Origin of the sequence: Sphaerisporangium sp. NPDC005288 (genome assembly GCF_040607475.1) — a bacterium.
Classification (GTDB): domain Bacteria; phylum Actinomycetota; class Actinomycetes; order Streptosporangiales; family Streptosporangiaceae; genus Sphaerisporangium; species Sphaerisporangium rhizosphaerae.
This window is the reverse complement of record NZ_JBEXGT010000018.1, coordinates 1-23,385: the sequence shown is the minus strand read 5'-3', so window position 1 is coordinate 23,385 and position 23,385 is coordinate 1. Positions and strand designations below refer to the sequence as shown.

Genomic DNA, 23,385 nt, shown 5'->3' with positions numbered 1-23,385 from the left:
TGCCCTCCCGACTGTCCGAGTTGGTCGTGTTTGGTCGCCTCACTGGACGACCGCCACCTTTATGGAGTGGGCGAATCGTATCGGCCCACGGGTCATGGTTCGCAGCCCGGCGACCCGCACCGGTACCCTTCGGTTACATTCCCATCCGCTTTCCTTGACGAGATCGATCACACCGAGGACCGCTTCCGTGCTCATCGACGGCTTTCCCGCAGGCTCCCTGCAGGCCAACTGCTACGTGGTCGCGCCCGCCGCCGGCGAGGAGTGCGTGATCGTCGACCCAGGTCAGGACGCCGTCCGGGGCCTGGACGACATGCTGCGCGAGCACCGGCTCAAGCCGGTCGCCGTGCTTTTGACGCACGGTCACATCGACCACATGTGGTCGGTCGCGCCGGTCTGCGGAGCGAGGGACGTGCCCGCCTGGATCCACCCCGAAGATCGTGATCTGCTGAGCGACCCTGGCAAGGGCCTGTCGCTCATGACCCGTCAGCAGCTCTTCGGCGGGCTGAGCTTCACCGAGCCGGACGACGTGCGCGAGCTGTCGGACGGCGCGGTGCTCGACATCGCCGGCATGGCCATCACCGTCGACCACGCGCCCGGGCATACCAGGGGGTCGGTGACATTCAGGCTTCCAGGAGAGCGTGTGATGTTCTCCGGGGACCTGCTGTTCGCCGGCTCCATCGGGCGCAGCGACCTCCCGGGCGGTGACTACCCGACCATCTTGCGCAGTCTGGGGAGCGTCTGCCTGACGCTTCCGGACGACACGACGGTGCTGCCCGGTCACGGACCACAGACGACGATCGGCCGCGAACGCGCGACGAACCCGTACCTCGCCGAGGCGGCGCCGTTCGCGGGCCCAACCAGGGGACTGTAGATGAGCTTTCAGGCGCCCAAGGGCGTACCAGAATATCTGCCGCCGCGTTCCGCGATCTTCCTCGCGGTCCGCGACGCCTTCTCCACGGCGGCCGAGAACGCCGGCTACTCCTACATCGAGGTGCCGGTCTTCGAGGACACCGAGCTGTTCGCCCGCGGCGTCGGCGAGTCGACCGACGTCGTGACCAAAGAGATGTACACCTTCGCCGACCGGGGCGGCCGGTCGGTGACGCTGCGGCCGGAGTTCACCGCCGGGGTGATGCGCTCCACGCTGGAGCACGGCCTGCACACCGGCCAGCTCCCGGTCAAGCTGTGGACCACCGGCCCGGCCTTCCGCTACGAGCGCCCGCAGGCGGGCCGCTACCGCCAGCTCCAGCAGTTCGACGTCGAGGCCATCGGCACCGAGGACCCCGCGGTCGACGCCGAGACCATCGCCCTGGCCTGGGCCGGCTACCAGGCCCTCGGCCTGAGGCGGGTGCGGCTGCTGCTCAACACTCTGGGCTGCAAGCAGTGCCGCCCGGCCTACCGCGCCGCCCTGCAGGACTTCCTGCGCGGGCTCGACCTGGACGAGGCCACCCGGGCCCGCATCGAGGTCAACCCGCTGCGGGTGCTGGACGACAAGCGCCCCGAGGTGCGGGCGCAGGTCGAGAACGCGCCGCTGATCACCGACCACCTGTGCGCGTCCTGCAAGGCCCACCACGACCGCGTGCGCTCCCTGCTGGAGGACCTCGGGGTCCCCTGGGAGGACACCCCCCGGCTGGTGCGCGGCCTCGACTACTACACCCGCACGACCTACGAGTTCGACCACCCGCTGCTCGGCGCCCAGTCGGGCATCGGCGGCGGCGGCCGCTACGACGGGCTGTCGGAGGACATCGGCGGGCCGGCGCTGCCGGGCATCGGCTTCGCCGTGGGCGTCGACCGCATCATCATGGCCGTCGAGGCCGAGGGCCTGGCCCAGCGGGCGCCCGCCCGCGTCGCGGTGTACGGCGTGCCGCTCGGCGAGGAGGCCGCGCGGCGGATGTTCACCCTCGTCAACGCGCTTCGCGCCGCCGGCGTGTCCGCCGACATGGCCTTCGACGGCAAGGGGCTCAAAGGCGCGATGAAGGGCGCCGACCGCTCCGGGGCCACGTACGCGGTGATCCTCGGCGAGCGCGACATCGCCGCCGGGTCCGCGCAGGTGAAGGACCTGGCGAGCGGCGAACAGACCGCCGTGCCACTCGCCGAGATCGTCTCGACTCTGAAGGAGAAACTGACCAAATGATCCGCACGCACACCGCCGGATCGCTGCGCAGAGAACACGCCGGACGGCAGGTCACGCTGGCCGGCTGGGTGGCGCGCCGCCGCGACCATGGCGGCGTCGTCTTCATCGACCTGCGCGACGCGTCCGGTTCGGCGCAGGTGGTCTTCCGCGAGGAGGACCACGCGCACGACCTCCGCTCGGAGTACTGCGTCAGGATCGTCGGAGAGGTCCGCGCCCGGCCCGAGGGCAACGAGAACCCCGACCTGCCCACCGGCGAGATCGAGGTCGTGGCCTCGGAGGTCGAGGTGCTCAGCGAGTCCGCGCCGCTGCCGTTCCCGATCGAGGGCGGCACCGGCGTCTCCGAGGAGGCGCGGCTGAAGTACCGCTATCTGGACATGCGCCGCCAGCAGGTCGGCAACGCCCTGCGCATCCGCTCCACCGCCACCTACCTGGCCCACGAGGTCATGCGCGAGCACGGCTTCCTGTACGTCGAGACCCCCGACCTCACGCGGTCCACCCCCGAAGGCGCCCGCGACTTCCTGGTGCCGGTGCGGCTGCAGCCGGGCAACTGGTACGCGCTGCCGCAGTCGCCCCAGCTGTTCAAGCAGCTGCTCATGGTGGGCGGCCTGGAGCGCTACTACCAGCTCGCTCGCTGCTTCCGCGACGAGGACCTGCGCGCCGACCGCCAGCCGGAGTTCACCCAGATCGACGTCGAGATGTCCTTCGTGGACCAGGACGACGTCATCGCCCTGGGTGAGGCGCTGATCGGGCGCATCTGGAAGGAGACGGTGGGCTACGAGCTGCCCACCCCGCTTCCCCGCATGACCTACGCCGACGCCATGGCCCGCTACGGCTCCGACAAGCCCGACCTGCGGTTCGGCTGCGAGCTGGTCGACATGACCGGCTACTTCGCCGACACCACCTTCCGGGTCTTCCAGGCGCCCTACGTCGGTGCGGTCGTCATGCCCGGCGGCGCCTCCCAGACCCGCAAGGAGCTGGACGCCTGGCAGGACTGGGCCAAGGCCCGCGGCGCCAGGGGCCTCGCGTACGTGCTGGTGCAGGCCGGCGGCGAGCTCGGCGGCCCGGTCGCCAAGAACCTCTCCGACGGCGAGCGCGCCGGGCTGGCCGAGGCCGTCGGCGCCTCGGAGGGCGACGCGGTGTTCTTCGCCGCCGGCCCGCGCAGCCCCTCGCGCGACCTGCTGGGCGCCGCCCGCCTGGAGATCGGCCGGCGTTGCGGCCTGATCGACGAGTCGCTGTGGAGCTTCCTGTGGGTCGTCGACGCGCCGATGTTCGAGCCGGTGGTGGACGAGGTGGGCCGCCAGACCGGCTGGACGGCCGTGCACCACCCGTTCACCGGCCCCAAGCCCGAGTTCGCCGACACCTTCCACGAGCGTCCCGGCGAGGCTCTGGCCTACGCCTACGACATGGTGTGCAACGGCATGGAGATCGGCGGCGGTTCGATCCGTATCCACCGGGCCGAGATGCAGCAGCGGGTCTTCGAGGTGCTCGGCATCTCCAAGGAGGAGGCCGAGAGCAAGTTCGGCTTCCTGCTGGAGGCGTTCAAGTACGGCCCGCCGCCGCACGGCGGCATCGCCTACGGCTGGGACCGCATCTGCATGCTGCTGGCGGGCGGCGACTCCATCCGCGACGTCATCGCCTTCCCGAAGACCGCCTCCGGCTTCGACCCGCTGACGGCCGCTCCGACGCCCATCACCCCCGAGCAGCGCAAGGAGGCCGGGGTGGACGCCGGACGGGCCCCTGGGGCCGCCACGGAGGCGCGCAAGGCCACCGGGTGACCGCCGCCGCGGTCCGCTGAGACGCCGGTCCGCTGAGACGCAAGAGAGCCCCGGCGCGCGTGGCGCGCCGGGGCTCCGCTGTGCTGACAGGTGCCCGCCGGCTAGCGGGTGATCCGCAGGTCCTTGATGACCACCGGGAGCTTGGGGGCGTTGGAGCCCTCGCCCCGCACGTCGGCGAGGGGGTCGCCGTTGAAGGGGATGATGCCGCCCTTGGCGATCTTGTCGATGACGTCCATGCCCTTGGTGACGACCCCGAACGGTGTGAACGCGGCGCCCGAGGAGGTCAGCTGGGTGTTCTCGTCCGAGAAGGAGATGAAGAACTGGCTGCCGTTGGAGTTGGCGTCCTCCGAGGCCTGCGCCATCGCCACCGTGCCCCTGCCGAGCGGGATGCCGCCGAGGTTCTCGTCGGCGAACAGGTAGCCCGGGCCGCCGGTGCCGTCGGTCGCGTGCTTGGCGTCGCCCTTGGCCAGCGGGTCGCCGCACTGCAGCATGCCGAGGCCCACGGTATCCGGGGTCGCCAGACGGTGGCAGCGCGTGTTGTCGAAGAAGTTCTTCTTCGCGAGGAACTCGAAGGAGTTCACGGTGCACGGCGTCTGCGCGGTGGCGAGCTGGATGACGATCGTCCCCTGGTTGGTGGTGATCACCATGTTCTTGCCCCGTGTGTCGGGCTTCGCCGGCGGCGTGCCCACCTTCTTCGCCGGCGCTCCCGAGTCGTCCTTGCGGTATTCGCAGGTGGCGGCGGCCGGGTTGGCGCTGGCGCCGGTGCTGGGCACCGCGGCCGGGACGGAGGCCCCGGGCGACGCGGAGGCCGAGGCGGAGGCCGAGTCGGCGGGCGCGGCCGCGTCGGGCGCCTTGGAGTCGTCGTTCCCCATGAGTGTCACGGCGGCGATGACGCCGCCGGCCACGAGCACCACCCCCAGGAGGGCGCCGATGACCGTGTTCCGCCTGGAGTTGCCGGTGTCCTTGCTGCGCTGTTCCTGCCGCTCGCGGTGCTCCCGTGCCAGCTGGGTCTGGCGATCCACGTCGGTCACGGTATGCCTTCCATTTGCCGATAGATGACTTGATGTGCTCGGGAATCGTACCGGCCTTTACGTCGAGCCCGTATAAAACGCCCAGTTCGCATCGCCTGGTCGATCGTCCTTTGCCGGGCGGTCCAGCCTGGTTGCCGCGAGGAAAGTTGCCGTGCGGAACTTCTTATGGCGACTTGACGCCGGTTCCGGGATCATGGGGAGGCGGTGGAGGGGGACCGTGCCGCCGGCCCGGCCGGAACCACGCGCCGGCCGGATCCGTATATGGGGACGAACCACTGACAGGAGCCATGTGATGTTCGACCAGATTCTCGGACTGCCCGCCCACCCCCTCATCATCCATACCGCCGTGATCTTCATCCCGCTGCTCGCCGTGGGCGCGGTGGTGTACGGCGTCGTGCCCCGCGTGCGGCCGTCCATCGGCTGGGCCGTCGTCCTGCTCGCGATCGCCGCGCCGGCGGTCACCTTCGCGGCCAAGGAGAGCGGCGAGGCGTTCCTGAGCACCATGTTCGCGGGCGGTTCGCCGAGCGGGCCGCTGGGCGCGCGCATCGAGGAGCACGAGAGCTACGCCAACCCGCTGCTGTTCAGCACGCTCGGGCTGGGCGTCTCCTCGCTGCTGCTGGTCTACTCCTCCCGCAGACTGGGCAGGATGACCACCGCCGTACTGGTCGTGGTCACCGTGCTGCTCGCCGCCGCCGCCGGCTTCTACGTCCTGCGGGCCGGCCACACCGGGGCGACGGCGGTCTGGGCGCACTGAGGGCCGGCGCCGGCGCGGCCGTAGGCCCTCCCGCGCCGGCGGTAATGTCGACGCGTGGAGAGTTTGTTCGACTCGGCGGCGGAGGAGGCCCACAAGGGCCAGGAGCCGCTCGCGGTGCGCATGCGGCCGCGCGGCCTCGACGAGGTGGTCGGCCAGCGCCACCTGCTGGGCCAGGGCACCCCGCTGCGCCGTCTGGTCGAGAGCGAGGCCCCCATGTCGCTGTTCCTGTGGGGGCCGCCCGGCACCGGCAAGACCACCCTCGCCTACGTCGTCGCCGGCGTCACCAAGCGGCGCTTCGTCGAGGTCTCGGCCGTCTCGGCCGGGGTCAAGGACGTCAGGGCGGCCATCGACCAGGCCAAGCGCGAGCTCGGCATGACCGGCCGCCAGACGGTGCTGTTCGTCGACGAGGTGCACCGCTTCAATAAGGCCCAGCAGGACGCCCTGCTGCCCGCCGTGGAGAACCGCTGGGTCACCTTCATCGGCGCCACCACCGAGAACCCCTTCTTCTCGGTCATCTCGCCGCTGCTGTCGCGCTCGCTGCTGCTGACGCTGGAGTCGCTGACCGAGGACGACGTGCGCGCCGTCCTCGACCGCGCCCTGACCGACCCCAGGGGCCTGGCGGGCGCGGTGACCCTGGCCCCCGAGGCCATGGACCACCTGGTGCGCCTGGCCGGGGGAGACGCCCGCCGCTCGCTCACCTACCTGGAGGCGGCCGCCCTGCTCGTCCCCGAGGGCGAGATCACCGTCGAGACCGTCGAGAAGGCCGTGGACAAGGCCGCCGTGCGCTACGACCGGCAGGGCGACCAGCACTACGACGTCATCAGCGCCTTCATCAAGAGCATGCGCGGCTCGGACGCCGACGCAGCCCTGCACTACCTGGCGCGCATGATCGAGGCGGGGGAGGACCCCCGGTTCCTGGCCCGCCGCATCATGATCTTCGCCTCCGAGGACGTCGGCATGGCCGACCCGACCTGCCTGCAGGTCGCCGTGGCCGCCGCCCAGGCCGTGCAGATGATCGGCCTGCCCGAAGGCCGCCTCAACCTGGCCCAGGCGGTGGTCCACTGCGCGCTGGCCCCCAAGTCCAACGCCGTCACCAGGGCGATCGGCGCCGCCTCCGACGACGTGCGCAGGGGGCTGATCGGCCAGGTGCCCGGCCACCTGCGCGACGCCCACTACCCGGGCGCGGCCAAGCTCGGCCACGGCAAGGGCTACAAGTACCCGCACGACTTCGAGCACGGCCTGGTCCGGCAGGACTACGCGCCGGAGGAGGTCCGCGACCGGCGCTACTACGAGCCCACCCGCCACGGCGCCGAAGGGCACTTCGCCGACCGGTGGGCCAAGATCCGCGAGTTCCTGCGCGGCGCCGGGTGAGCGTCCCGCCGGCCGCCTCCGGAGATCGCCGGAGATCCCGGTGGACGCGCGGCGAGCCCACTGCGCCGGGACCGTGCGACCTGCCGCTCCGCCGGGGCGGGGCGAGCTCCCGCCGTCCACGGACTGGCGCGCTCAGCGCGGGCGCCACGCCCGGGCGCGATAGGGTCTCCCCATTCCATCGCCCCAGCCGGGTCGAACATCCGTAGGTCACCTACGAGGGGACGCATCGACATGCTTACCGCGGGAGAGGTCGCAGGCCTCATCGTCGCACTGTTCTGGGCGATATTGGTGTGCTTCATGGCCGTGGTGCTGGTGCGGCTGGCCCGGCTGCTCACCGAGACCGCCAAGATGGTCGCCGACCTGAGCGAGCGGGTCATCCCCCTGCTGGACGAGGTCAGCGTCACGGTCTCCGAGACCAACCGCCAGCTGGTCGCCGTCGAGGCCATCGCGGTCGACATGAAGCAGGTCAGCGGCAACATGGTCAAGGTCACCGGCGTCGCCTCGACGCTCCTGGCCAGGCCGCTCATCAAGGTCGCCGCGCTGCTGCACGGCCTGCGCGCCGCGTTCACCGGCCGCCGCCGGGGCGCCGCGTTCCAGGCGGGCGACAGGCGGTGGCGCGCGTGATCCGCCGGCTGTTCTACATGGCCCTGGGCGCGTACATCGCGGTCTGGGTGATGCGTAAGCTGCAAGCGTTGAAGCCCGACCACGTCGCGCGCCGCACGGCCGACCGCGCCATGGGCCTCGCCGAGGAGGCGCGCCTTCTCGCCGGTGACGTCCGGCGCCTGGCGGCCGGCAGGGAAACCGAGTTGCGAGCGCGCTTCGGCATCGACAGTGTTGAACAAACCCACGTAAACGACGTAAAGGATGGCCGCTGAGATGGAGTCGGCAGAGATCGCCCGCCGCTTCCTGCGCTTCTTCGAGGAGCGCGGTCACACTGTCGTGCCCTCGGCCAGCCTTGTCGCCGAGGACCCGACGCTGCTGCTGGTCAACGCGGGCATGGTGCCCTTCAAGCCCTACTTCCTGGGCCAGAAGAAGCCGCCGTTCCCGAGGGCGGCCAGCGCCCAGAAGGTCGTGCGCACGCTCGACATCGACGAGGTGGGCAAGACCACCCGGCACGCCAGCTTCTTCCAGATGCTCGGCAACTTCTCCTTCGGCGACTACTTCAAGGACCAGGCCCTCCCGTACGCCTGGGAGCTGCTGACCAGGCCCGAGTCCGAGGGCGGCTTCGGCTTCCCCGAGGAGCGCCTCTGGGTCACCGTCTACCACGACGACGACGAGGCCTTCGACATCTGGCACAACAAGGTCGGCATCCCCGCCGAGCGCATCCAGCGCCGCGGCCTGGCCGACAACTACTGGCACATGGGCGTGCCCGGCCCCGGCGGCCCCTGCTCCGAGATCTACTACGACCGCGGCCCCGACTACGGCAAGGAAGGCGGCCCGGTCGCGGACGAGAACCGCTACCTGGAGGTCTGGAACAACGTCTTCATGCAGTTCCAGCTCAGCGCGGTCCGCAGCAAGGTCGACTTCGACGTCTCGGGCGAGCTGCCCGCCAAGAGCGTCGACACCGGCATGGGCCTCGAGCGCATGGCGGCCATCCTGCAGGGCGTCGACAACATCTACGAGATCGACACCACCTACAAGATCCTCGACCGGGCGGCCGAGCTCACCAAGTCCCGCTACGGGCGCAACGCGCGCGCCGACGTCTCGCTGCGCGTCATCGCCGACCACCTGCGGGCCGGCGTCATGCTCGTGGGCGACGGCGTGCTGCCCTCCAACGAGGGCCGCGGCTACGTCCTGCGCCGCATGCTGCGCCGCGCCATCCGCAACCTGCGCCTGCTCGGCGCGGGCGAAGAGCGCTACATGCACGAGCTCACCGCCACCACCATCGAGGCGATGGGCCAGCAGTACCCCGAGCTCAAGGCCGACGCCGCCCACCTCCACACGGTGATCGACGCCGAGGAGGTCTCCTTCCTCGGCACCCTGCGCACCGGCACCGCGATCTTCGACGCGGCGGTCGAGGAGACCAAGCGCAAGGGCACCGCGACGCTCGCGGGCGGCCAGGCGTTCCAACTGCACGACACCTACGGCTTCCCCATCGACCTGACGCTGGAGATGGCCTCCGAGCAGGGCCTGCAGGTCGACGAGGAGGGCTTCCGCCGCCTCATGGACGAGCAGCGCCACCGCGCCAAGGCCGACTCCGCGGCCAAGAAGACCGGCAACGCCGACATCTCCGTGCTGGGCGAGATGCTCGACCGCGCGGGCAAGGTCGACTTCCTCGGCTACGACCTGACCACCGCCGAGGCCACCGTCATCGGCCTGCTCGTCGACGGCGCCTCGGTGCAGGCGGCGGGCGCGGGCACCACGGTCGAGGTCGTCCTCGACCGCACCCCGTTCTACGCCGAGGGCGGCGGCCAGCTGTCCGACCAGGGCGCGATCGGCACCGGCGGCGCGCACGTCGACATCGTGGACGTCCAGTCGCCCTTCGCCGGCCTGGTCGTGCACCGCGGCAAGGTCCGCGACGGCGAGATCCGCGTGGGCGACCAGGCGCACGCCGAGATCGACATCGAGCGGCGCCGGGCCATCTCCCGCAGCCACACCGCCACCCATCTGGTGCACCGCGGGTTCCGCAACGCGCTCGGCGAGAGCGCGGCGCAGGCCGGCTCCGAGAACTCCCCGGGGCGCTTCCGCTTCGACTTCACCGCGGCCGGCGCCGTCCCGCCGAGCGTGCTGCGCGACGTCGAGGACGAGGTCAACGCCATCCTGATCAACGACCTGAAGGTCCACGCCTACCACACCTCGCTCAACGAGGCCCGGTCGATGGGCGCACTGGCGCTGTTCGGCGAGAAGTACGGCGACGAGGTCCGCATCGTCGAGGTCGGCGACTACTCCCGCGAGCTGTGCGGCGGCACCCACGTCGCCAGCTCCGGCCAGCTCGGCCTGGTCAAGGTGCTCGGCGAGGCGTCGATCGGCGCCGGCGTGCGCCGGGTCGAGGCCCTGGTCGGCATCGACGCCTTCCGCTTCCTGGCCCGCGAGAGCGTTCTGGTGGCCCAGCTCAGCGAGCAGCTCAAGGCCCGCCGCGAAGAGCTGCCCGAGCGCGTCGAGGGCATCGTCACCCGCCTGCGCACCGCCGAGCGCGAGCTGGAGAAGCTCCGCTCGGCCCAGGTGCTCGCGGTGGCCGGCGAGCTCGCGGCCTCCGCCCGCGACATCGAGGGCGTTTCGGTCGTCACCCACCGCGCGCCTGACGGCACTTCGCCCGATGACCTGCGTAAACTCGCCCTAGACGTGCGCGGCCGGTTCCCCGGTGACCGCGCCGCGATGATCGTGATCGCTGGTGTTCCCGCCGACCGGCCGGTCGTGGTCGCCGCTGTGAACGATGCGGGGCGCGCCCGGGGGCTCAAGGCCGGGCGACTGGTCGGCGTCGCCGCCAAGGCACTTGGGGGTGGCGGTGGCGGTAAGGATGACGTCGCGCAGGGCGGTGGCGCCCGTCCGGAGGCGATCGGCGACGCGCTCGGCGCCGTCGAGCACGCGGTCCGGGAGGCCCTGTCCTGAACACCGGCGCCCGCATCGGGAGCCCGCCGTGAGGGCGGGCGTCCGGCTCGGCGTCGACGTGGGTTCCGTCCGCGTCGGGGTGGCCCGCAGCGACCCCTCGGGTCTGCTGGCCACCCCCGTGGAGACGGTGCGCCGGGGCCGGGGCGACCTCGACCGCATCGCCGCGATCGCCGGCGAGCACGAGGCCGTCGAGATCGTCGTCGGCCTGCCCACCTCGCTGTCGGGCCGCGAGAGCCACGCGGCGGCCGCGGCGCGCGAGTTCGCCGTCCGGCTGGCCGGGCGGCTGGCGCCGACCCCGGTCCGGCTCTACGACGAGCGGCTGACCACCGTGACCGCGCAGCAGGGGCTGCGCGCCAGCGGCGTGAAGGCCAAGAACCAGCGCGAGGTGGTCGACCAGGCGGCCGCCGTGGTGCTGCTGCAGGCCGCCCTGGACGCCGAGCGGGCGAGCGGCGCCCCGCCGGGCAGACCCGTCGAGCCGCCGGGGCGCCGCCCCGGCGGGGAATCGAGCACCGGGCCCGCGCGGTGACCCGCCAGGCGGGCCCCGGCGGCCCGGGCGACCCGGACGTTTCCCCTGATGTGCCCGAGGTGAAGCGGGACGATTGGAACGTTCCGCCCACCACATCCGACCGGCCCGCGCCGGCGGACGCGGCGGGCGAGGACGCCGGCGTGGACGCACCGGGCCGGGACGTCCGCCCGGACGGGGCGGACCGTCCGGACGCGGTGGACCCAGCGGACGCGGTGGACCGTCCGGACGCGGTGGACCGAGCGGTTTCGGCGTGTATCGAACAGCGGGACGTCGCACCGGGGGTGGAGCGGCGGGACGGCGGGCCGGAGGTGCGGGGCCGTGGCGTTCCGATGGGCCCGGACGAGGCCGACGGGGAACGGGACGGGCGCGAGCGGCAGGACGGGCCGCCGGACGGCCCTGACAGGCCCGACGATCCCGAGGACCCCGGCGACCTGATCGCTTTCAGCGACGAGGGCGGCGAGGAGGACGACGAGCGGGCCCGCGGGCGCCGCGGGCTGCTCCTGCTGGTCGCCGGCGGCAGCGCCGTGGTGATCGCGGCCGGGCTGGCCGGCGCGCTCACCCTGTTCCGGCCGCTGATGAGGCCCGCCGACTTCGAGGGCAGGGGCACGGTCCCGGTCGTGGTCGAGATCGCGCCGGGCGCGAGCGCGGGGCAGATCGCCGAGGTCCTGGTGAAGGCGGAGGTGGTGGCGAGCGCACGCGCGTTCGTGCACGCCGTGGAGGAGCGCGGCCAGTCCGGCAGCCTGCGGCCGGGACGCTACCAGCTGCGCAAGCGCATGGCGGCCGCCTCCGCGCTGGACTCGCTTCTCGCGCCGCAGTCCAGGATCCGCAAGCGGGTGACGGTGCCCGAGGGGCTGCGCGCGGCCGAGGCCGTCGCCCGGCTGGCCAAGGGGTCGGGCCTGCCGGCCGCCGAACTGTCCAAGGTGCTCGCCCGCCCCGCCGACCTCGGGCTGCCCGCCTACGCCAAGGGCGCCGCCGAGGGGTTCCTGTTCCCCGCGACCTACGACATCGAGCGCACGACGACCCCGCGCGACCTGCTGCGGTCGATGGTCCGCCGGTTCAGGCGCGCCGCCGCCCAGGTCGGGCTGGAGGCCGAGGCCGCGCGCCTGCGCCTCACGCCGCGCGAGGCGGTGGTGGTCGCCAGCATCGTGCAGGCGGAGGGGGGCAGGGAGTCCGACTATCCGAAGATCGCCAGAGTCATCTACAATCGCCTCGCGTCCGGAGCCAAGCTGGAGATGGACAGCACGGTGATGTACGGCCTGGGCAAGCACGGCATCGTGGCGTCGAACGCCGAGATCAAGCGCGACACCCCCTACAACACCTACATGCACCCCGGGCTGCCGCCCGGGCCGATCAGCAACCCCGGTGAGGCGGCGCTCAGCGCGGCACTTCGTCCGGCAAAGGGTGATTGGTACTGGTTTGTCACGGTCGACCCACAGCGTAGAATCACGAAATTCACTGACAAAGAGAGTGAGTTCGTGAAGTACCGAGAAGAGCTGCACAAACGTCTCGGGCAGCACCACTGATGCCCGGCGGTACGGCCGTCCCCTCCCGTACACGCCCGGTGACGCGGACCGGCGCGACCCCCGGCGCCGGACCGACCGGCCATACGGTAGGTCCTGCCGATTGTGAGCACTGGCTTGACGGCGGGCCGGTCCGACCGGGAGATTGGCGAACGCACCCATGAACGATCTCGACCTCGATAGCTTGCTGGGTGCCGAGGACGACGAAGGTCCCCGGCGCCGGTCTCGTGGTTCCCGATCCGCCCAGAGGCGCAGCAAGAAGCGCCAGCGGCGCCAGCGGCGCAAGGGCTTCGTCGCCTTCTTCGTCGCGATCGTCATCATCGTCGGAGTCCTCGGCGTCGGCGGCTACTACGGCTACAACTGGATCCGCGGCGTCACGATCCCCAAGGACTACACCGGCCAGGGCTCCGGCGAGGTCCTCGTGGAGATCAAGGAGGGGCAGAGCGCCACCGACATCGCCCAGACCCTGGTCGACCAGGGCGTCGTGGCGAGCGAGCGGGCGTTCATCAACGCCATCGGCGCCGCCGGCAAGAGCGCCTCCCTCCAGCCGGGCGAGTACAAGCTCCGCAAGGGCATGGCGGCGGCCAACGCCGTCCCCCTCCTGGACCCCAAGCGCCGCCTGCAGACCACCCTCACCGTGCGCGAGGGGCTGCGGCTCTCCCAGATCTTCCAGCAGCTCTCGACCGCGACCGGCAAGCCCGTGCGCGACTTCGAGAAGGCCGCCAAGGACGCCGAGGCGCTTGACCTGCCGTCCTACGCCAAGAAGCGGCTCGAGGGCTTCGCCTTCCCCGCCACCTACGAGGTCTCGCCCAAGTCGGCCCCCGAGGACCTGCTCGCCGCGATGGTCGAGCGGTACAAGAAGGCCGCCGACGACGTCGGCCTGGTGGCCGGGGCCCGGCGGGTCGGCCACACCCCGATGGAGGTGCTGACGATCGCGAGCATCGTGCAGGCCGAGTCGGGCAGCAAGCGCGACATGCCGAAGGTCGCCCGGGTGATCTACAACCGGCTGCAGCGCACGCCGCCGATGCTGCTGCAGATGGACAGCACCGTCATGTACGGACTGAACAAGTTCGGCGTCTCGGCCACGCACGCCGATCTGAAGAGCAAGTCGCCCTACAACACCTACGCGCGCCCGGGCCTGCCGCCGGGGCCGATCACCAACCCCGGCGAAGACGCCATCAAGGCCACGCTCAAGCCGGCCGACGGGCCCTGGCTGTTCTTCGTCACCACCGACACCAAGCGCGGCATCACCAAGTTCACCGACTCCCAGGAAGAGCACGACAGGTTCGTCCAGGAGTTCAACCGCAACCAGGCGGGCGGCTGATGGAGCGCCGCGCCGCGGTCCTGGGCTCGCCGATCGCGCACTCGCTGTCGCCGTGCCTGCACCGCGCCGCCTACCGGGCGCTCGGCCTCTCCGGCTGGCGGTACGACGCCATCGAGTGCGACGAGGCGGGCCTGGCCGGGCTGATGGCCACGATGGGCCCCGAATGGGCCGGGCTGTCGCTCACCATGCCGCTCAAGCGGGCGGTGCTGCCGCTGCTGGACACCGTCGCCGACCTCGCCGTGCGGGTGGGCGGGGTCAACACGGTGGTGTTCCGGGACGGCGCGCGGCACGGCGAGAACACCGACGTGCACGGCATCGTCCGCGCGCTCACCGAGGCGGGGGTCGCGGCGCCGCGCTCGGCGACCATCCTCGGCGGCGGCGCGACGGCCGGCTCCTCGCTCGCCGCCCTGCGCGAGCTGGGGCTCCGGGAGGCGACGCTGGTCGTCCGCGACCGGTCGCGAGCGGAGGAGACCGCACAGGTGGCCGACCGGCTCGGCATGGCCCTGTCGGTCCGGCGCTTCGACGAGCTGGGCGCCGCCCTCGACGCCGACCTGGCCATCTCGACTCTGCCGTCGGGCGCGGCGGACGCCTACGCCGAGGCCGTGGCGGTCGTGCCCGCCGTTTTCGACGTGGTCTACGCCCCCTGGCCCACCCGGCTCGCGCGCGCCGTCCGCGACAAGGGCGGGACGGTCGTCAGTGGCTTCGCCATGCTGCTCCACCAGGCCGTCCGCCAGGTCGAGCTGTACACCGGCCAGGCCCCCGTACCGGTGGACCCGGTGCGCGCCGCCGGCGAGACCGAGTTGCTCAGGCGTTCGGCCCGTACACACTGAACTTCCGACCCCTGGTGAACGGCCGTTTCGTCGCCCTCTATATCGGAAAGCTCGCACAGGGTGACAGGGGTGTGGGACGATTCGGCGGGGGCGCGGTGTTGTGGTAATGTTGCTGCTTGATCGGTCCGGCGTGCGCGCTGGACGCGCAAGCGGAGGTCTTCCTCCCACCTGATCGGCTGCCAGGCCGACGGGTCAAGGATCACTACCGGAGTACTCCGGGGAGTTCTCGATCGATGATCTGAGAGCTCGGTGGCCCCGCATGCGCGACGTGCGGGGCTTTTCGCTTTCCGGCGTGAGGCCCCATGGCACGGTCGAGCACGAACGCGGAAATGCCAGGTACCTAGGAGGTCCCATCAGCACTGAGCCCCGCATCAACGAGCGCATTCGTGTGCCCGAGGTCCGCCTCGTGGGCCCGAACGGCGAGCAGGTCGGCATCGTCTCCATCGGAGACGCCCTGAAGCTGGCCCAGGAGTCCGATCTCGATCTGGTCGAGGTCGCGGCCACGGCTCGTCCGCCCGTGTGCAAGCTCATGGACTACGGCAAGTTCAAGTACGAGTCCGCCATGAAGGCACGCGAGGCGCGCCGTAACCAGGCGCACACGATCATCAAGGAGATCAAGCTCCGGCCGAAGATCGACCCGCATGACTACGAGACCAAGAAGGGTCACGTCGTGCGGTTCCTCAAAGCGGGGGACAAGGTCAAGGTCACCATCATGTTCCGTGGGCGTGAGCAGTCCCGCCCCGAGCTGGGCTTCCGGCTCCTGCAGCGGCTGGCGGAGGACGTGACGGAGCTCGGCTTCGTCGAGTCCCAGCCCAAGCAGGACGGCCGAAACATGATCATGGTGATCGGGCCGCACAAGAAGAAGGCCGAGGCCAAGGCCGAGAAGGCCGCCGCGCGCGCGCGGACCGACGACCCGGCGCATGACGACCCGGCGCATGACGACGTGAGCGTCGGCGCCGACATGGCGGGGGCTTCGGAACCGCAGGAGTGACGCGGCCCGCCTGACGATCCGGCGGCGAGCGTAGAGAACACCGACACCGGGTGAGGTGCCACAGCCGGCCGAACGGCCTGGCTGGGGTACCTTGACCCGGGATATCGGCACGGACGAACGAGGGAGAGACGGCTGAGATGCCGAAGATGAAGACGCACAGCGGTGCGAAGAAGCGGTTCCGCCTCAGCGGCAGCGGCAAGATCATTCGCCGGCGCGCGAACCGTGCCCACTACAACGAGTGGAAGTCGTCGACGCTGACGCGCCGTCTGAAGCCTGAGGTCGTCATGTCCGATGCCGACACCAAGAAGATCAAGAAGCTGCTCGGCAAGTAACCGAACCCCCGGGGAGATAGAACAATGGCACGCGTAAAGCGGGCGCTCAACGCCAAGAAGAAGCGCCGCGTCGTCCTCGAGCGGGCGAGTGGTTACCGGGGTCAGCGGTCGAGGCTGTACCGCAAGGCCAAGGAGCAGATGCTCCACTCCTTGACCTACGCCTACCGCGACCGCAAGGACAAGAAGGGCACCTTCCGGCGGCTGTGGATCCAGCGCATCAACGCCGCGGCGCGCGCGAACGGCATCACCTACAACCGGTTCATCCAGGGCCTGAAGGCCGCCGGTGTCGAGGTCGACCGCAAGATCCTCGCCGATCTCGCCGTCAACGACAGCCAGACCTTCGCCACGCTGGCCGAGACCGCCAGGAAGGCGCTTCCGGCCGACGTGAACGCGCCGGCCGCGAGCTGATCGCGACGCACGTCCTGGTGAACGACTCGTTCTTTCACGGAGCGGGTCGTTCACTGTTTTCCGCGTCGTTTTCCGGGTCGTCGCGGCGGGCCATGCCGCGGCGGTCCGGGGGTTGCTAAGGGGGCACATGGCCGGGTCCGAGCTGACCAATGTCAAGTCGCCGCGGGTCAAGGCCGCCAAGCGCCTGACCAAGCGCGCGTTCAGAGACCGCGACCGGTCCTTCCTGGCCGAGGGCCCGCAGGCCGTCAGGGAGGCGCTGGCGCTGCCCGGCGTCGCGGTCGAGCTGTTCACCACCGCCGAGGCCGAGAGCAGGCACGCCGACATCGTGACCGCCGCCCGGCTGGCGGGGGTGCCGGTGCACGGCGCCAGCGGCGAGGTCATGGCCGAGCTGGCCCAGACGGTCACGCCGCAGGGGCTGCTCGCGGTCTGCCGTTTCGTGCACGTCCCGCTCGCCGAGGCCGTCACCGAGACGGCCGGGCTCGTCGCCGTGCTCGCCCACGTGCGCGACCCCGGCAACGCCGGCACCGTCCTGCGCACGGCCGACGCGGCGGGCGCGGACGCGGTGGTGTTCACCGACGCCTCGGTGGACCCCTACAACGGCAAGTGCGTCAGGGCCAGCGCCGGCAGCCTGTTCCACCTGCCGGTGGTCACCGCGGCCCCGGTGGCCCAGACCGTGCGTCACCTGAAGGACAAGGGCCTGCGGGTGCTGGCGGCCGACGGGGCGGGCGACAGGACGCTCGACGACGTGGACCTCGCCGGGCCGACGGCGTGGATCTTCGGCAACGAGGCGTGGGGGCTCCCCGAGGAGATCCTCCGCCTGGCCGACGACGTCGTCCGGGTGCCCATCTACGGGCGCGCCGAGAGCCTCAACCTGGCCACGGCGGCCGCCGTCTGCCTCTACGCCTCGGCGCGGGCCCGCCGCGCCGGCTGACCCCTGCGGTCCGCCCGGAAATCCGTTACCGGACAACTCGCCATGTTTCGGGCGAGGCATGGCGTCCCGCGCTGGCGCGGGGCTGCCGCCGGGTACGGGAAACCCGCTATTGTCGGCGCTGTAGGGGTCGAGGGAGGCGATAGTGCGCGGCGAGCAAACCCACCGGCGGGACGCCGATGCCGCGTGCTCGATCGACGTCGACGACCTTCCCGAGGGCGTCATCGTGGCCGACGGCCGCGGCCGGGTGGTGGCCTTCAACCGGGCCGCCTGCCGCCTCACCGGCGTGGGGGGCGACGCCGTCGTCGGCAAGTACTTCCCCGACGTCCTGCCCTTCCGTGACGACGACGGCCGCGACTGGTGGAAGTGGCTGGACGCCTACGGAGGGCTGCGCATCCGCAGCCGCCAGCCCGAGTGCTCCCTGTATCTTCCCGGCGGCCACGAGCTGCTGGTCGCGGCCCGGTTCGTCCGCAGGCCCGCGCGGGGCGGCGAGGTCGAGCGCGTCGTGGTCACCCTGCGCGACGCCGCGGCGCGCGCCCGCCTCGAGCGCAGCCGGGCCGACCTGGTCTCCACCGTCGCCCACGAGCTGCGCTCCCCGCTGACCAGCGTCAAGGGGTTCACCGCCACGCTGCTGGCCAAGTGGAGCCGCTTCACCGACGACCAGAAGCGCGTGATGCTCGAGACCGTCAACGCCGACGCCGACCGGGTCACGCGGCTGATCACCGAGCTGCTCGACGTCTCGCGCATCGAGTCCGGCCGGTTGCAGATCCACCGCCAGGTGGTCGACGTCCCGGCCCGGGCCCGCAAGATCATCGCCGGCCGGGTCGCCGCAGGTGAGCCGGAGGACCGCTTCCGCCTGGAAACGCGCGGAGAGCTCCCCGAGATGTGGCTCGACCAGGACAAGATCGACCAGATCCTCGGCAACTTGCTGGAAAACGCGGTGCGCCACGGGCGAGGTACGGTGACGATAGTGGTGGAGCCCGTCGAGTGGGGAGTCGCCGTGTCCGTGCGTGACCAGGGTGAGGGTGTGGCACCCGAGCTGGCCTCGCGCGTCTTCCGGCAGTTCTGGCGCGGCAACGGGCGCCGCCGCGGCGGCACGGGCCTCGGCCTGTTCATCGTCAAGGGCCTGGTGGAGGCCCACGGCGGCACGATCACCGTGCAGCGGGCGCCCGGCGGGGGCGCCGAGTTCCGATTTACCATGCCCGCCGGCACCCCCGACTTCGCCTGAGGCGTCGGGACCGGCCGGTGGGCGACACCACGCCGGCATCCGCCGGCTCGGCCGCGTCGCGTCCGGCGCCCGACCGCGGCAGCGGTCGCGGGGTCCGGCCGCGGTCAGGAGGCTGTGAGCGCCGCCCCGTTCGCGCATGATCGTGGTGGTCGTCCACAGCGCACCGTTCGTGGCCGGTCCGCCACTCTGGACGGACTAGACTCGTGCCCGCTCAAGCCCTGGATACGGAGCTCTCTCTTGTCGAACACCTATGACCCGGTCGAGGTGACGCCGTTGCACGCCGACGAGGTGGCGCGCATGGAGGCCGAAGCCGTAGCCGCCATCGACGCGGCGGCCGACCTCGACGAACTCAAGCAAGTGCGGCTCGCCCACGCCGGTGACCGGTCGCCGATCGCGCTCGCCAACCGCGAGATCGGCGCTCTTCCGCCCCAGGCCCGCGCCGAGGCGGGCAAGCGCATCGGCGGGGCGCGCAAGACCATCGGCGAGGCGCTCACCGCCCGGCAGGCCGTGCTGACCGCCGAGCGCGACGAGCGCGTCCTGGTCGAGGAGACCGTCGACGTCACCCTGCCGTGGGACCGCCGCCCGCGCGGCGCCCGCCACCCGCTCACCACCCTCCAAGAGCGCATCGCCGACGCCTTCGTCGCCATGGGCTACGAGGTCGCCGAGGGGCCTGAGCTGGAAGGCGAGTGGTTCAACTTCGACGCGCTCAACATCGCGCCCGACCATCCGGCCCGCTCCGAGCACGACACCTTCTTCGTCGGCTCGGTCGACTCCGGCATGGTGCTGCGCACCCAGACCTCGCCGGTGCAGATCCGCGCGCTGCTGTCGCGCGAGCTTCCGGTCTACGTCGTCTCGCCGGGCAAGGTCTTTCGCACCGACGAGCTCGACGCCACGCACACCCCGGTGTTCCACCAGGTCGAGGGGCTGGCCATCGACGAGGGCCTGACGATGGCCCACCTGAAGGGCACGCTCGACCGGTTCGCCGAGGTCATGTTCGGCCAGGGCATCAGCACCCGGTTCCGGCCCAACTACTTCCCCTTCACCGAGCCGTCGGCCGAGATGGACCTGCGCTGCTTCGTCTGCCGGGGCGCCTCGGCCGTGCCGGGCAACCCGCCCTGCCGCACCTGCAAGTCCGAGGGCTGGATCGAATGGGGCGGCTGCGGCATGGTCAACCCGCGCGTGCTGGTGGCCTGCGGGGTCGACCCCGAGCGCTACAGCGGGTTCGCCTTCGGCATGGGCGTCGAGCGGACCTTGATGTTCCGCAACAACGCCGAGGACATGCGAGACATGGTCGAGGGAGACGTGCGCTTCACGCTCCCGTTCGGTATGGAGGCCTGATGAAGTTCCCGCTCTCCTGGCTGCGGGAGTACGTCGACCTGCCGGCCGCCAACGCCCACGAGGTCGCAGAGAAGCTCACCGCCGCCGGGCTCAAGCTCGAGTCGATCGAGTCGGTCGGCGACGACATCAAGAACGTCGTCGTCGGCGAGGTGCTGTCCATCGAGGAGCTCGCCGGGTTCAAAAAGCCCATCCGCTACTGCTCGGTCGAGGTCGGCGAGGCCGCGCCGCGCTGGCTGATCTGCGGCGCCACCAACTTCGCCGTGGGCGACCGCGTCGCTGTGGCGCTGCCGGGCGCCGTCCTGCCCGGCGGGTTCGAGGTCGGGTCCCGCAAGACCTACGGCCACGTCTCCGACGGCATGATCTGCTCGGCGCGCGAGCTCGGCATCGGCGAGGACCACAGCGGCATCCTCATCCTGCCCGCCGACACCCACCTGGGCGCCGACGTGGTCGAGCTGCTCGGCCTGCGCGACGACGTCATCGAGCTGGAGGTCACCCCCGACCGCGGGTACGCCCTGTCGATCAGGGGCGTCGCCCGCGAGGTCGCCACCGCCTTCGGCGTGCCCTGGCGCGACCCGGCCGACATCGAGCCGCCCGCCTTCGACGACGAGGCCCACCCGGCCTCGATCGCCGACCCGACGGCCTGCGACCGGTTCGTGCTGCGCTCGGTGTCCGGCTTCGACCCCTCGGCCGAGACTCCCATGTGGATGCAGGTGCGCCTGGCCCGCGCGGGCATGCGCCCGGTGTCGCTGGCCGTCGACGTCACCAACTACCTCATGCTCGAGCTCGGCCAGCCGCTGCACGCCTTCGACCGTTCCCGGCTCACCGGGCCGATCGTGGTGCGCAGGGCCGAGCCGGGCGAGAGGCTCGAGACGCTCGACCACGTCGTGCGCGAGCTGTACCCCGAGGACATCCTGATCACCGACTCCTCCGGGGCGATCTCCATGGCCGGCACGATGGGCGGCCTGGCCACCGAGATCTCCGGCGAGTCCACCGAGCTGGTGATCGAGGCGGCCCACTTCTCGGCCACCGGCACGGCGCGCATGTCGCGCCGCCACAACCTGGTGAGCGAGGCATCGCGCCGGTTCGAGCGCGGCGTCGACCCCGAGCTGCCGCTGTACGCCTCCTGGCGCGCGGTGCAGATGCTGGTCGCCTTCGGCGGCGGCACCGCCGAGGCCGGGGTCACCCACGCCTTCGTCGACGTCGAGCCGGCGACGATCGTCATCCCGGCCGATCACCCCGACCGGGTCGCCGGCGTCGCCTACGGCCGCGACACCGTCGTGCGCCGCCTCGAGCAGGTCGGCTGCACGGTCGTCGCCCAGGGCGCCGCGAGCGGCCAGGCGGGCGCCGAGGCCGTCCCGGCCGACGTGCTCGAGGGTCCCGCCCGGCCCGACCCGGCCGAGCTGCTGGTCGTGACGCCGCCCTCCTGGCGTCCCGACCTGACCGACCCCAACGACCTGGCCGAGGAGGTCATCCGGCTCGAGGGCTACGAGCGCCTGCCCTCGGTGCTGCCCGCCGCCCCGGCCGGGGCCGGGCTGACCGAGGTCCAGCGGCTGCGCCGCCGCGTGGGCCGCGCGCTCGCCGCCGCCGGGTACGTCGAGACGCTCGCCTACCCGTTCATCGGCGCCCGCGACCTGGACGGCCTGCAGCTCCCCGCGGACGACGCGCGGCGCCGCACCCTGCGCCTGGCCAACCCGCTGAGCGAGGACGAACCGCTCATGCGCACCACGCTGCTGCCCGGCCTGTTCAAGACGCTGGTCCGCAACGTCGGGCGCGGTTTCGGCGACGTGGCGCTGTTCGAGTCCGGGCTGGTCTACCGGCCCGAGCCCGGCGCCCCGGCCAAGGCGCCCGTGCTCGGCGTCGAGCGCCGGCCGTCGCAGGAGGAGCTGGACGGCATCGCCGCGGCGCTGCCCCGCCAGCCCCTGCGGGTCGCGGTGGTGCTCGCCGGCGAGTTCGACCGCTCCGGCTGGTGGGGCCAGGGACGCCCGGCCGGCTGGTCCGACGCCGTGGAGGCCGCGCGCATGGTCGTGCGGGAGGCCGGGCTGGAGCCCGTGGTCCGCGCCGACCGGCACGAGCCGTGGCACCCGGGCCGGTGCGCGGCGCTGTACGTGGGAGAGGCATTGGTGGGCCACGCCGGCGAGCTGCACCCGCGCGTCGTCGAGGCCTTCGGCCTGCCGCCGCGCACGTGCGCGATGGAGCTCGAGCTCAGCGTCCTGGAGGCCGCCCTGCCCGGGGCGGTGCAGGCGGTGCCCGTCTCCTCCTACCCCGTCGCCACGCAGGACGTCGCGCTCGTCGTCCCGGCAGAGGTGCCGGTCGCGCAGGTCGAGGCCGCGCTGCGCGAGGGCGCGGGCGAGCTGCTGGAGTCCATCCGGCTGTTCGACGTCTACACCGGGGCGCAGGTGGGCGAGGGCAACAAGTCCCTGGCCTACACCCTGCGCTTCCGCGCCGCCGACCGCACGCTGACCGTCGAAGAGACCACCGCCGCCCGCGACGCCGCGGTGGCCCAGGCGACCACCAGCACCGGCGCCCACCTCCGCACCGCCTGACCCGCCAAGGGGCGGGTGAGCCGGTACCCGGCGGACCGCTACGCGTGTCCGCCGGGTACCGGGTGTTCAGCGGGAGTAGACCTCCATCTCGTACAGCGAGTAGCCATAGCCGGTGCCGCGGGTGATGCCGTGCATGCGGACATAGCGCGCGGAGGCCGGGCCGAAGGTCACGTTGTCCACGCCGCCGTCGCCGGTGGTCGTGGAGTACACCGTGGTCCACGACGACCCGTCCGGAGAGGTCTGGATCTCGTACGCCTTCCCGTAGGCCGCCTCCCAGCGCAGCACCACCCGGGCCACGGTCCTGGCGGACCCGAGATCGACCCGCAGCCACTGGTCGTCGCTGGAGGCGCTGGCCCACCGGGTGGTGGGGTCGCCGTCCACGGCCCTGCTCGCCGGGTAGTAGGGCAGGATCTGCGTGCTGGACGCGCCGGCGCTCGCGCCGGCCGCCAGGTTGGCGATCGGGTCGCCGCGGCGGGCGGGGAAGGACACGACCTGCTGGTAGGTCGGCCGGTTCTGCCAGGAGAAGCGACACAAAGGCAAGTATTAGTCCGGGTTGCCCAGGGACGGAATGGAGCAGCCTCAAGGCTTCGCAAGCGGCTTTGAGCTGGAACGATGCCAGTCATAGCCTCGTGGATCGCAGAGGCGACGCGTAGCCGACGGGTGACACAGGCGAGTATCGGCGAGGATCTTCTCTACATGGTCAAGGCGGCAGCGCTCCGCGCCGCCGCACCCGGCCCGGAGCCCTTCCGCACGCCGGGCGTGCGGCCTGGGGGCCGGTCCCGGCGGCGGAAGCTCCGGGCCGCTCC

The 23,385-nt window shown here is 71.9% G+C and carries 21 protein-coding genes; 19 read left to right on the top strand and 2 right to left on the bottom strand.

Going from position 1 to position 23,385, the window contains the following annotated elements:
- Positions 1-187 precede the first annotated feature (187 nt).
- Genes ABZU32_RS18445 through aspS form a run of 3 tightly spaced genes read left to right on the top strand, consistent with a single transcriptional unit; the run spans position 188 to position 3,906 of the window.
- Entirely contained in the window at positions 188-871 is a 684-nt protein-coding gene (locus ABZU32_RS18445; protein ID WP_354847861.1) for an MBL fold metallo-hydrolase, read from the top strand.
- Positions 872-2,131, top strand: a complete 1,260-nt coding sequence (gene hisS / locus ABZU32_RS18440) for a histidine--tRNA ligase (protein WP_354923672.1) — start codon at positions 872-874, stop codon at positions 2,129-2,131.
- Positions 2,128-3,906, top strand: coding sequence for an aspartate--tRNA ligase (aspS, locus tag ABZU32_RS18435; protein ID WP_354923670.1), 1,779 nt, complete (start codon positions 2,128-2,130; stop codon positions 3,904-3,906). Before hisS ends, aspS begins: the two co-directional genes overlap by 4 nt.
- A gap of 101 nt (positions 3,907-4,007) precedes the next feature.
- Here the strand turns inward: aspS and ABZU32_RS18430 are convergent, their stop codons facing one another.
- Positions 4,008-4,937, bottom strand: a complete 930-nt coding sequence (locus ABZU32_RS18430; protein ID WP_354923668.1) for a peptidylprolyl isomerase — start codon at positions 4,935-4,937, stop codon at positions 4,008-4,010.
- A 292-nt stretch (positions 4,938-5,229) separates the two neighbouring features.
- Here ABZU32_RS18430 and ABZU32_RS18425 point away from each other — a divergent pair, with 292 nt between their 5' ends.
- The 16 genes from ABZU32_RS18425 (at position 5,230) to ABZU32_RS18350 (ending at position 22,579) form a co-directional block, all read left to right on the top strand.
- Entirely contained in the window at positions 5,230-5,691 is a 462-nt protein-coding gene (locus ABZU32_RS18425) for a DUF2231 domain-containing protein (protein ID WP_354923666.1), read from the top strand.
- 54 nt (positions 5,692-5,745) lie between these two features.
- Positions 5,746-7,062 carry a replication-associated recombination protein A gene (locus ABZU32_RS18420; RefSeq protein ID WP_354923664.1) on the top strand — a complete coding sequence of 439 codons (1,317 nt, stop codon included), beginning with the start codon at positions 5,746-5,748 and terminating at the stop codon, positions 7,060-7,062.
- A 231-nt stretch (positions 7,063-7,293) separates the two neighbouring features.
- Positions 7,294-7,686, top strand: coding sequence for a DUF948 domain-containing protein (locus ABZU32_RS18415; protein WP_354923662.1), 393 nt, complete (start codon positions 7,294-7,296; stop codon positions 7,684-7,686).
- Positions 7,683-7,937 carry a hypothetical protein gene (locus ABZU32_RS18410; RefSeq protein ID WP_354847880.1) on the top strand — a complete coding sequence of 85 codons (255 nt, stop codon included), beginning with the start codon at positions 7,683-7,685 and terminating at the stop codon, positions 7,935-7,937. The genes ABZU32_RS18415 and ABZU32_RS18410 overlap by 4 nt, the downstream gene beginning before the upstream one ends.
- A gap of 1 nt (position 7,938) precedes the next feature.
- Positions 7,939-10,611, top strand: coding sequence for an alanine--tRNA ligase (gene alaS / locus ABZU32_RS18405; RefSeq protein WP_354923660.1), 2,673 nt, complete (start codon positions 7,939-7,941; stop codon positions 10,609-10,611).
- A gap of 28 nt (positions 10,612-10,639) precedes the next feature.
- Positions 10,640-11,137, top strand: a complete 498-nt coding sequence (gene ruvX / locus ABZU32_RS18400; protein ID WP_354923658.1) for a Holliday junction resolvase RuvX — start codon at positions 10,640-10,642, stop codon at positions 11,135-11,137.
- A gap of 329 nt (positions 11,138-11,466) precedes the next feature.
- Entirely contained in the window at positions 11,467-12,660 is a 1,194-nt protein-coding gene (mltG, locus tag ABZU32_RS18395; protein ID WP_354923656.1) for an endolytic transglycosylase MltG, read from the top strand.
- A gap of 157 nt (positions 12,661-12,817) precedes the next feature.
- On the top strand, positions 12,818-13,981 hold the full coding sequence (gene mltG, locus ABZU32_RS18390) for an endolytic transglycosylase MltG (RefSeq protein WP_354923654.1): 1,164 nt from the start codon (positions 12,818-12,820) through the stop codon (positions 13,979-13,981).
- Positions 13,981-14,811 (top strand): shikimate dehydrogenase, encoded by an 831-nt coding sequence (locus ABZU32_RS18385; protein WP_354923652.1) that lies wholly within the window; start codon positions 13,981-13,983, stop codon positions 14,809-14,811. Before mltG (ABZU32_RS18390) ends, ABZU32_RS18385 begins: the two co-directional genes overlap by 1 nt.
- Before the next feature lie 352 nt (positions 14,812-15,163).
- Complete coding sequence (gene infC / locus ABZU32_RS18380) at positions 15,164-15,802, top strand: translation initiation factor IF-3 (protein ID WP_354923818.1); 639 nt, start codon at positions 15,164-15,166, stop codon at positions 15,800-15,802.
- Between the two features lie 137 nt (positions 15,803-15,939).
- The gene (rpmI, locus tag ABZU32_RS18375) at positions 15,940-16,134 is read left to right on the top strand and encodes a 50S ribosomal protein L35 (RefSeq protein WP_189163794.1); all 195 of its coding nucleotides are present in this window, start codon (positions 15,940-15,942) and stop codon (positions 16,132-16,134) included.
- A gap of 24 nt (positions 16,135-16,158) precedes the next feature.
- Complete coding sequence (gene rplT / locus ABZU32_RS18370) at positions 16,159-16,542, top strand: 50S ribosomal protein L20 (RefSeq protein WP_354847900.1); 384 nt, start codon at positions 16,159-16,161, stop codon at positions 16,540-16,542.
- Positions 16,543-16,669: 127 nt separating this feature from the next.
- Entirely contained in the window at positions 16,670-17,473 is an 804-nt protein-coding gene (locus tag ABZU32_RS18365) for an RNA methyltransferase (RefSeq protein WP_354923649.1), read from the top strand.
- Positions 17,474-17,615: 142 nt separating this feature from the next.
- Positions 17,616-18,698 carry an ATP-binding protein gene (locus ABZU32_RS18360; protein WP_354923646.1) on the top strand — a complete coding sequence of 361 codons (1,083 nt, stop codon included), beginning with the start codon at positions 17,616-17,618 and terminating at the stop codon, positions 18,696-18,698.
- Positions 18,699-18,995: 297 nt separating this feature from the next.
- Complete coding sequence (gene pheS, locus ABZU32_RS18355) at positions 18,996-20,036, top strand: phenylalanine--tRNA ligase subunit alpha (RefSeq protein WP_354847977.1); 1,041 nt, start codon at positions 18,996-18,998, stop codon at positions 20,034-20,036.
- Entirely contained in the window at positions 20,036-22,579 is a 2,544-nt protein-coding gene (locus tag ABZU32_RS18350; protein ID WP_354923643.1) for a phenylalanine--tRNA ligase subunit beta, read from the top strand. Before pheS ends, ABZU32_RS18350 begins: the two co-directional genes overlap by 1 nt.
- A gap of 66 nt (positions 22,580-22,645) precedes the next feature.
- Here ABZU32_RS18350 and ABZU32_RS18345 read toward each other — a convergent pair whose 3' ends face one another.
- The gene (locus ABZU32_RS18345) at positions 22,646-23,119 is read right to left on the bottom strand and encodes a discoidin domain-containing protein (protein ID WP_354923640.1); all 474 of its coding nucleotides are present in this window, start codon (positions 23,117-23,119) and stop codon (positions 22,646-22,648) included.
- Positions 23,120-23,385 lie beyond the last annotated feature (266 nt).

Coding starts and splice junctions, on each gene's coding strand:
- ABZU32_RS18385 (WP_354923652.1), top strand. CDS start 13,981: ATGGAGCGCCGCGCCGCGGTCCTGGGCTCGCCGATCGCGCACTCGCTG.
- hisS (WP_354923672.1), top strand. CDS start 872: ATGAGCTTTCAGGCGCCCAAGGGCGTACCAGAATATCTGCCGCCGCGT.
- ABZU32_RS18365 (WP_354923649.1), top strand. CDS start 16,670: ATGGCCGGGTCCGAGCTGACCAATGTCAAGTCGCCGCGGGTCAAGGCC.
- rpmI (WP_189163794.1), top strand. CDS start 15,940: ATGCCGAAGATGAAGACGCACAGCGGTGCGAAGAAGCGGTTCCGCCTC.
- rplT (WP_354847900.1), top strand. CDS start 16,159: ATGGCACGCGTAAAGCGGGCGCTCAACGCCAAGAAGAAGCGCCGCGTC.
- ABZU32_RS18350 (WP_354923643.1), top strand. CDS start 20,036: ATGAAGTTCCCGCTCTCCTGGCTGCGGGAGTACGTCGACCTGCCGGCC.
- alaS (WP_354923660.1), top strand. CDS start 7,939: ATGGAGTCGGCAGAGATCGCCCGCCGCTTCCTGCGCTTCTTCGAGGAG.
- ABZU32_RS18425 (WP_354923666.1), top strand. CDS start 5,230: ATGTTCGACCAGATTCTCGGACTGCCCGCCCACCCCCTCATCATCCAT.
- pheS (WP_354847977.1), top strand. CDS start 18,996: ATGGAGGCCGAAGCCGTAGCCGCCATCGACGCGGCGGCCGACCTCGAC.
- mltG (WP_354923656.1), top strand. CDS start 11,467: ATGGGCCCGGACGAGGCCGACGGGGAACGGGACGGGCGCGAGCGGCAG.
- aspS (WP_354923670.1), top strand. CDS start 2,128: ATGATCCGCACGCACACCGCCGGATCGCTGCGCAGAGAACACGCCGGA.
- ABZU32_RS18415 (WP_354923662.1), top strand. CDS start 7,294: ATGCTTACCGCGGGAGAGGTCGCAGGCCTCATCGTCGCACTGTTCTGG.
- mltG (WP_354923654.1), top strand. CDS start 12,818: ATGAACGATCTCGACCTCGATAGCTTGCTGGGTGCCGAGGACGACGAA.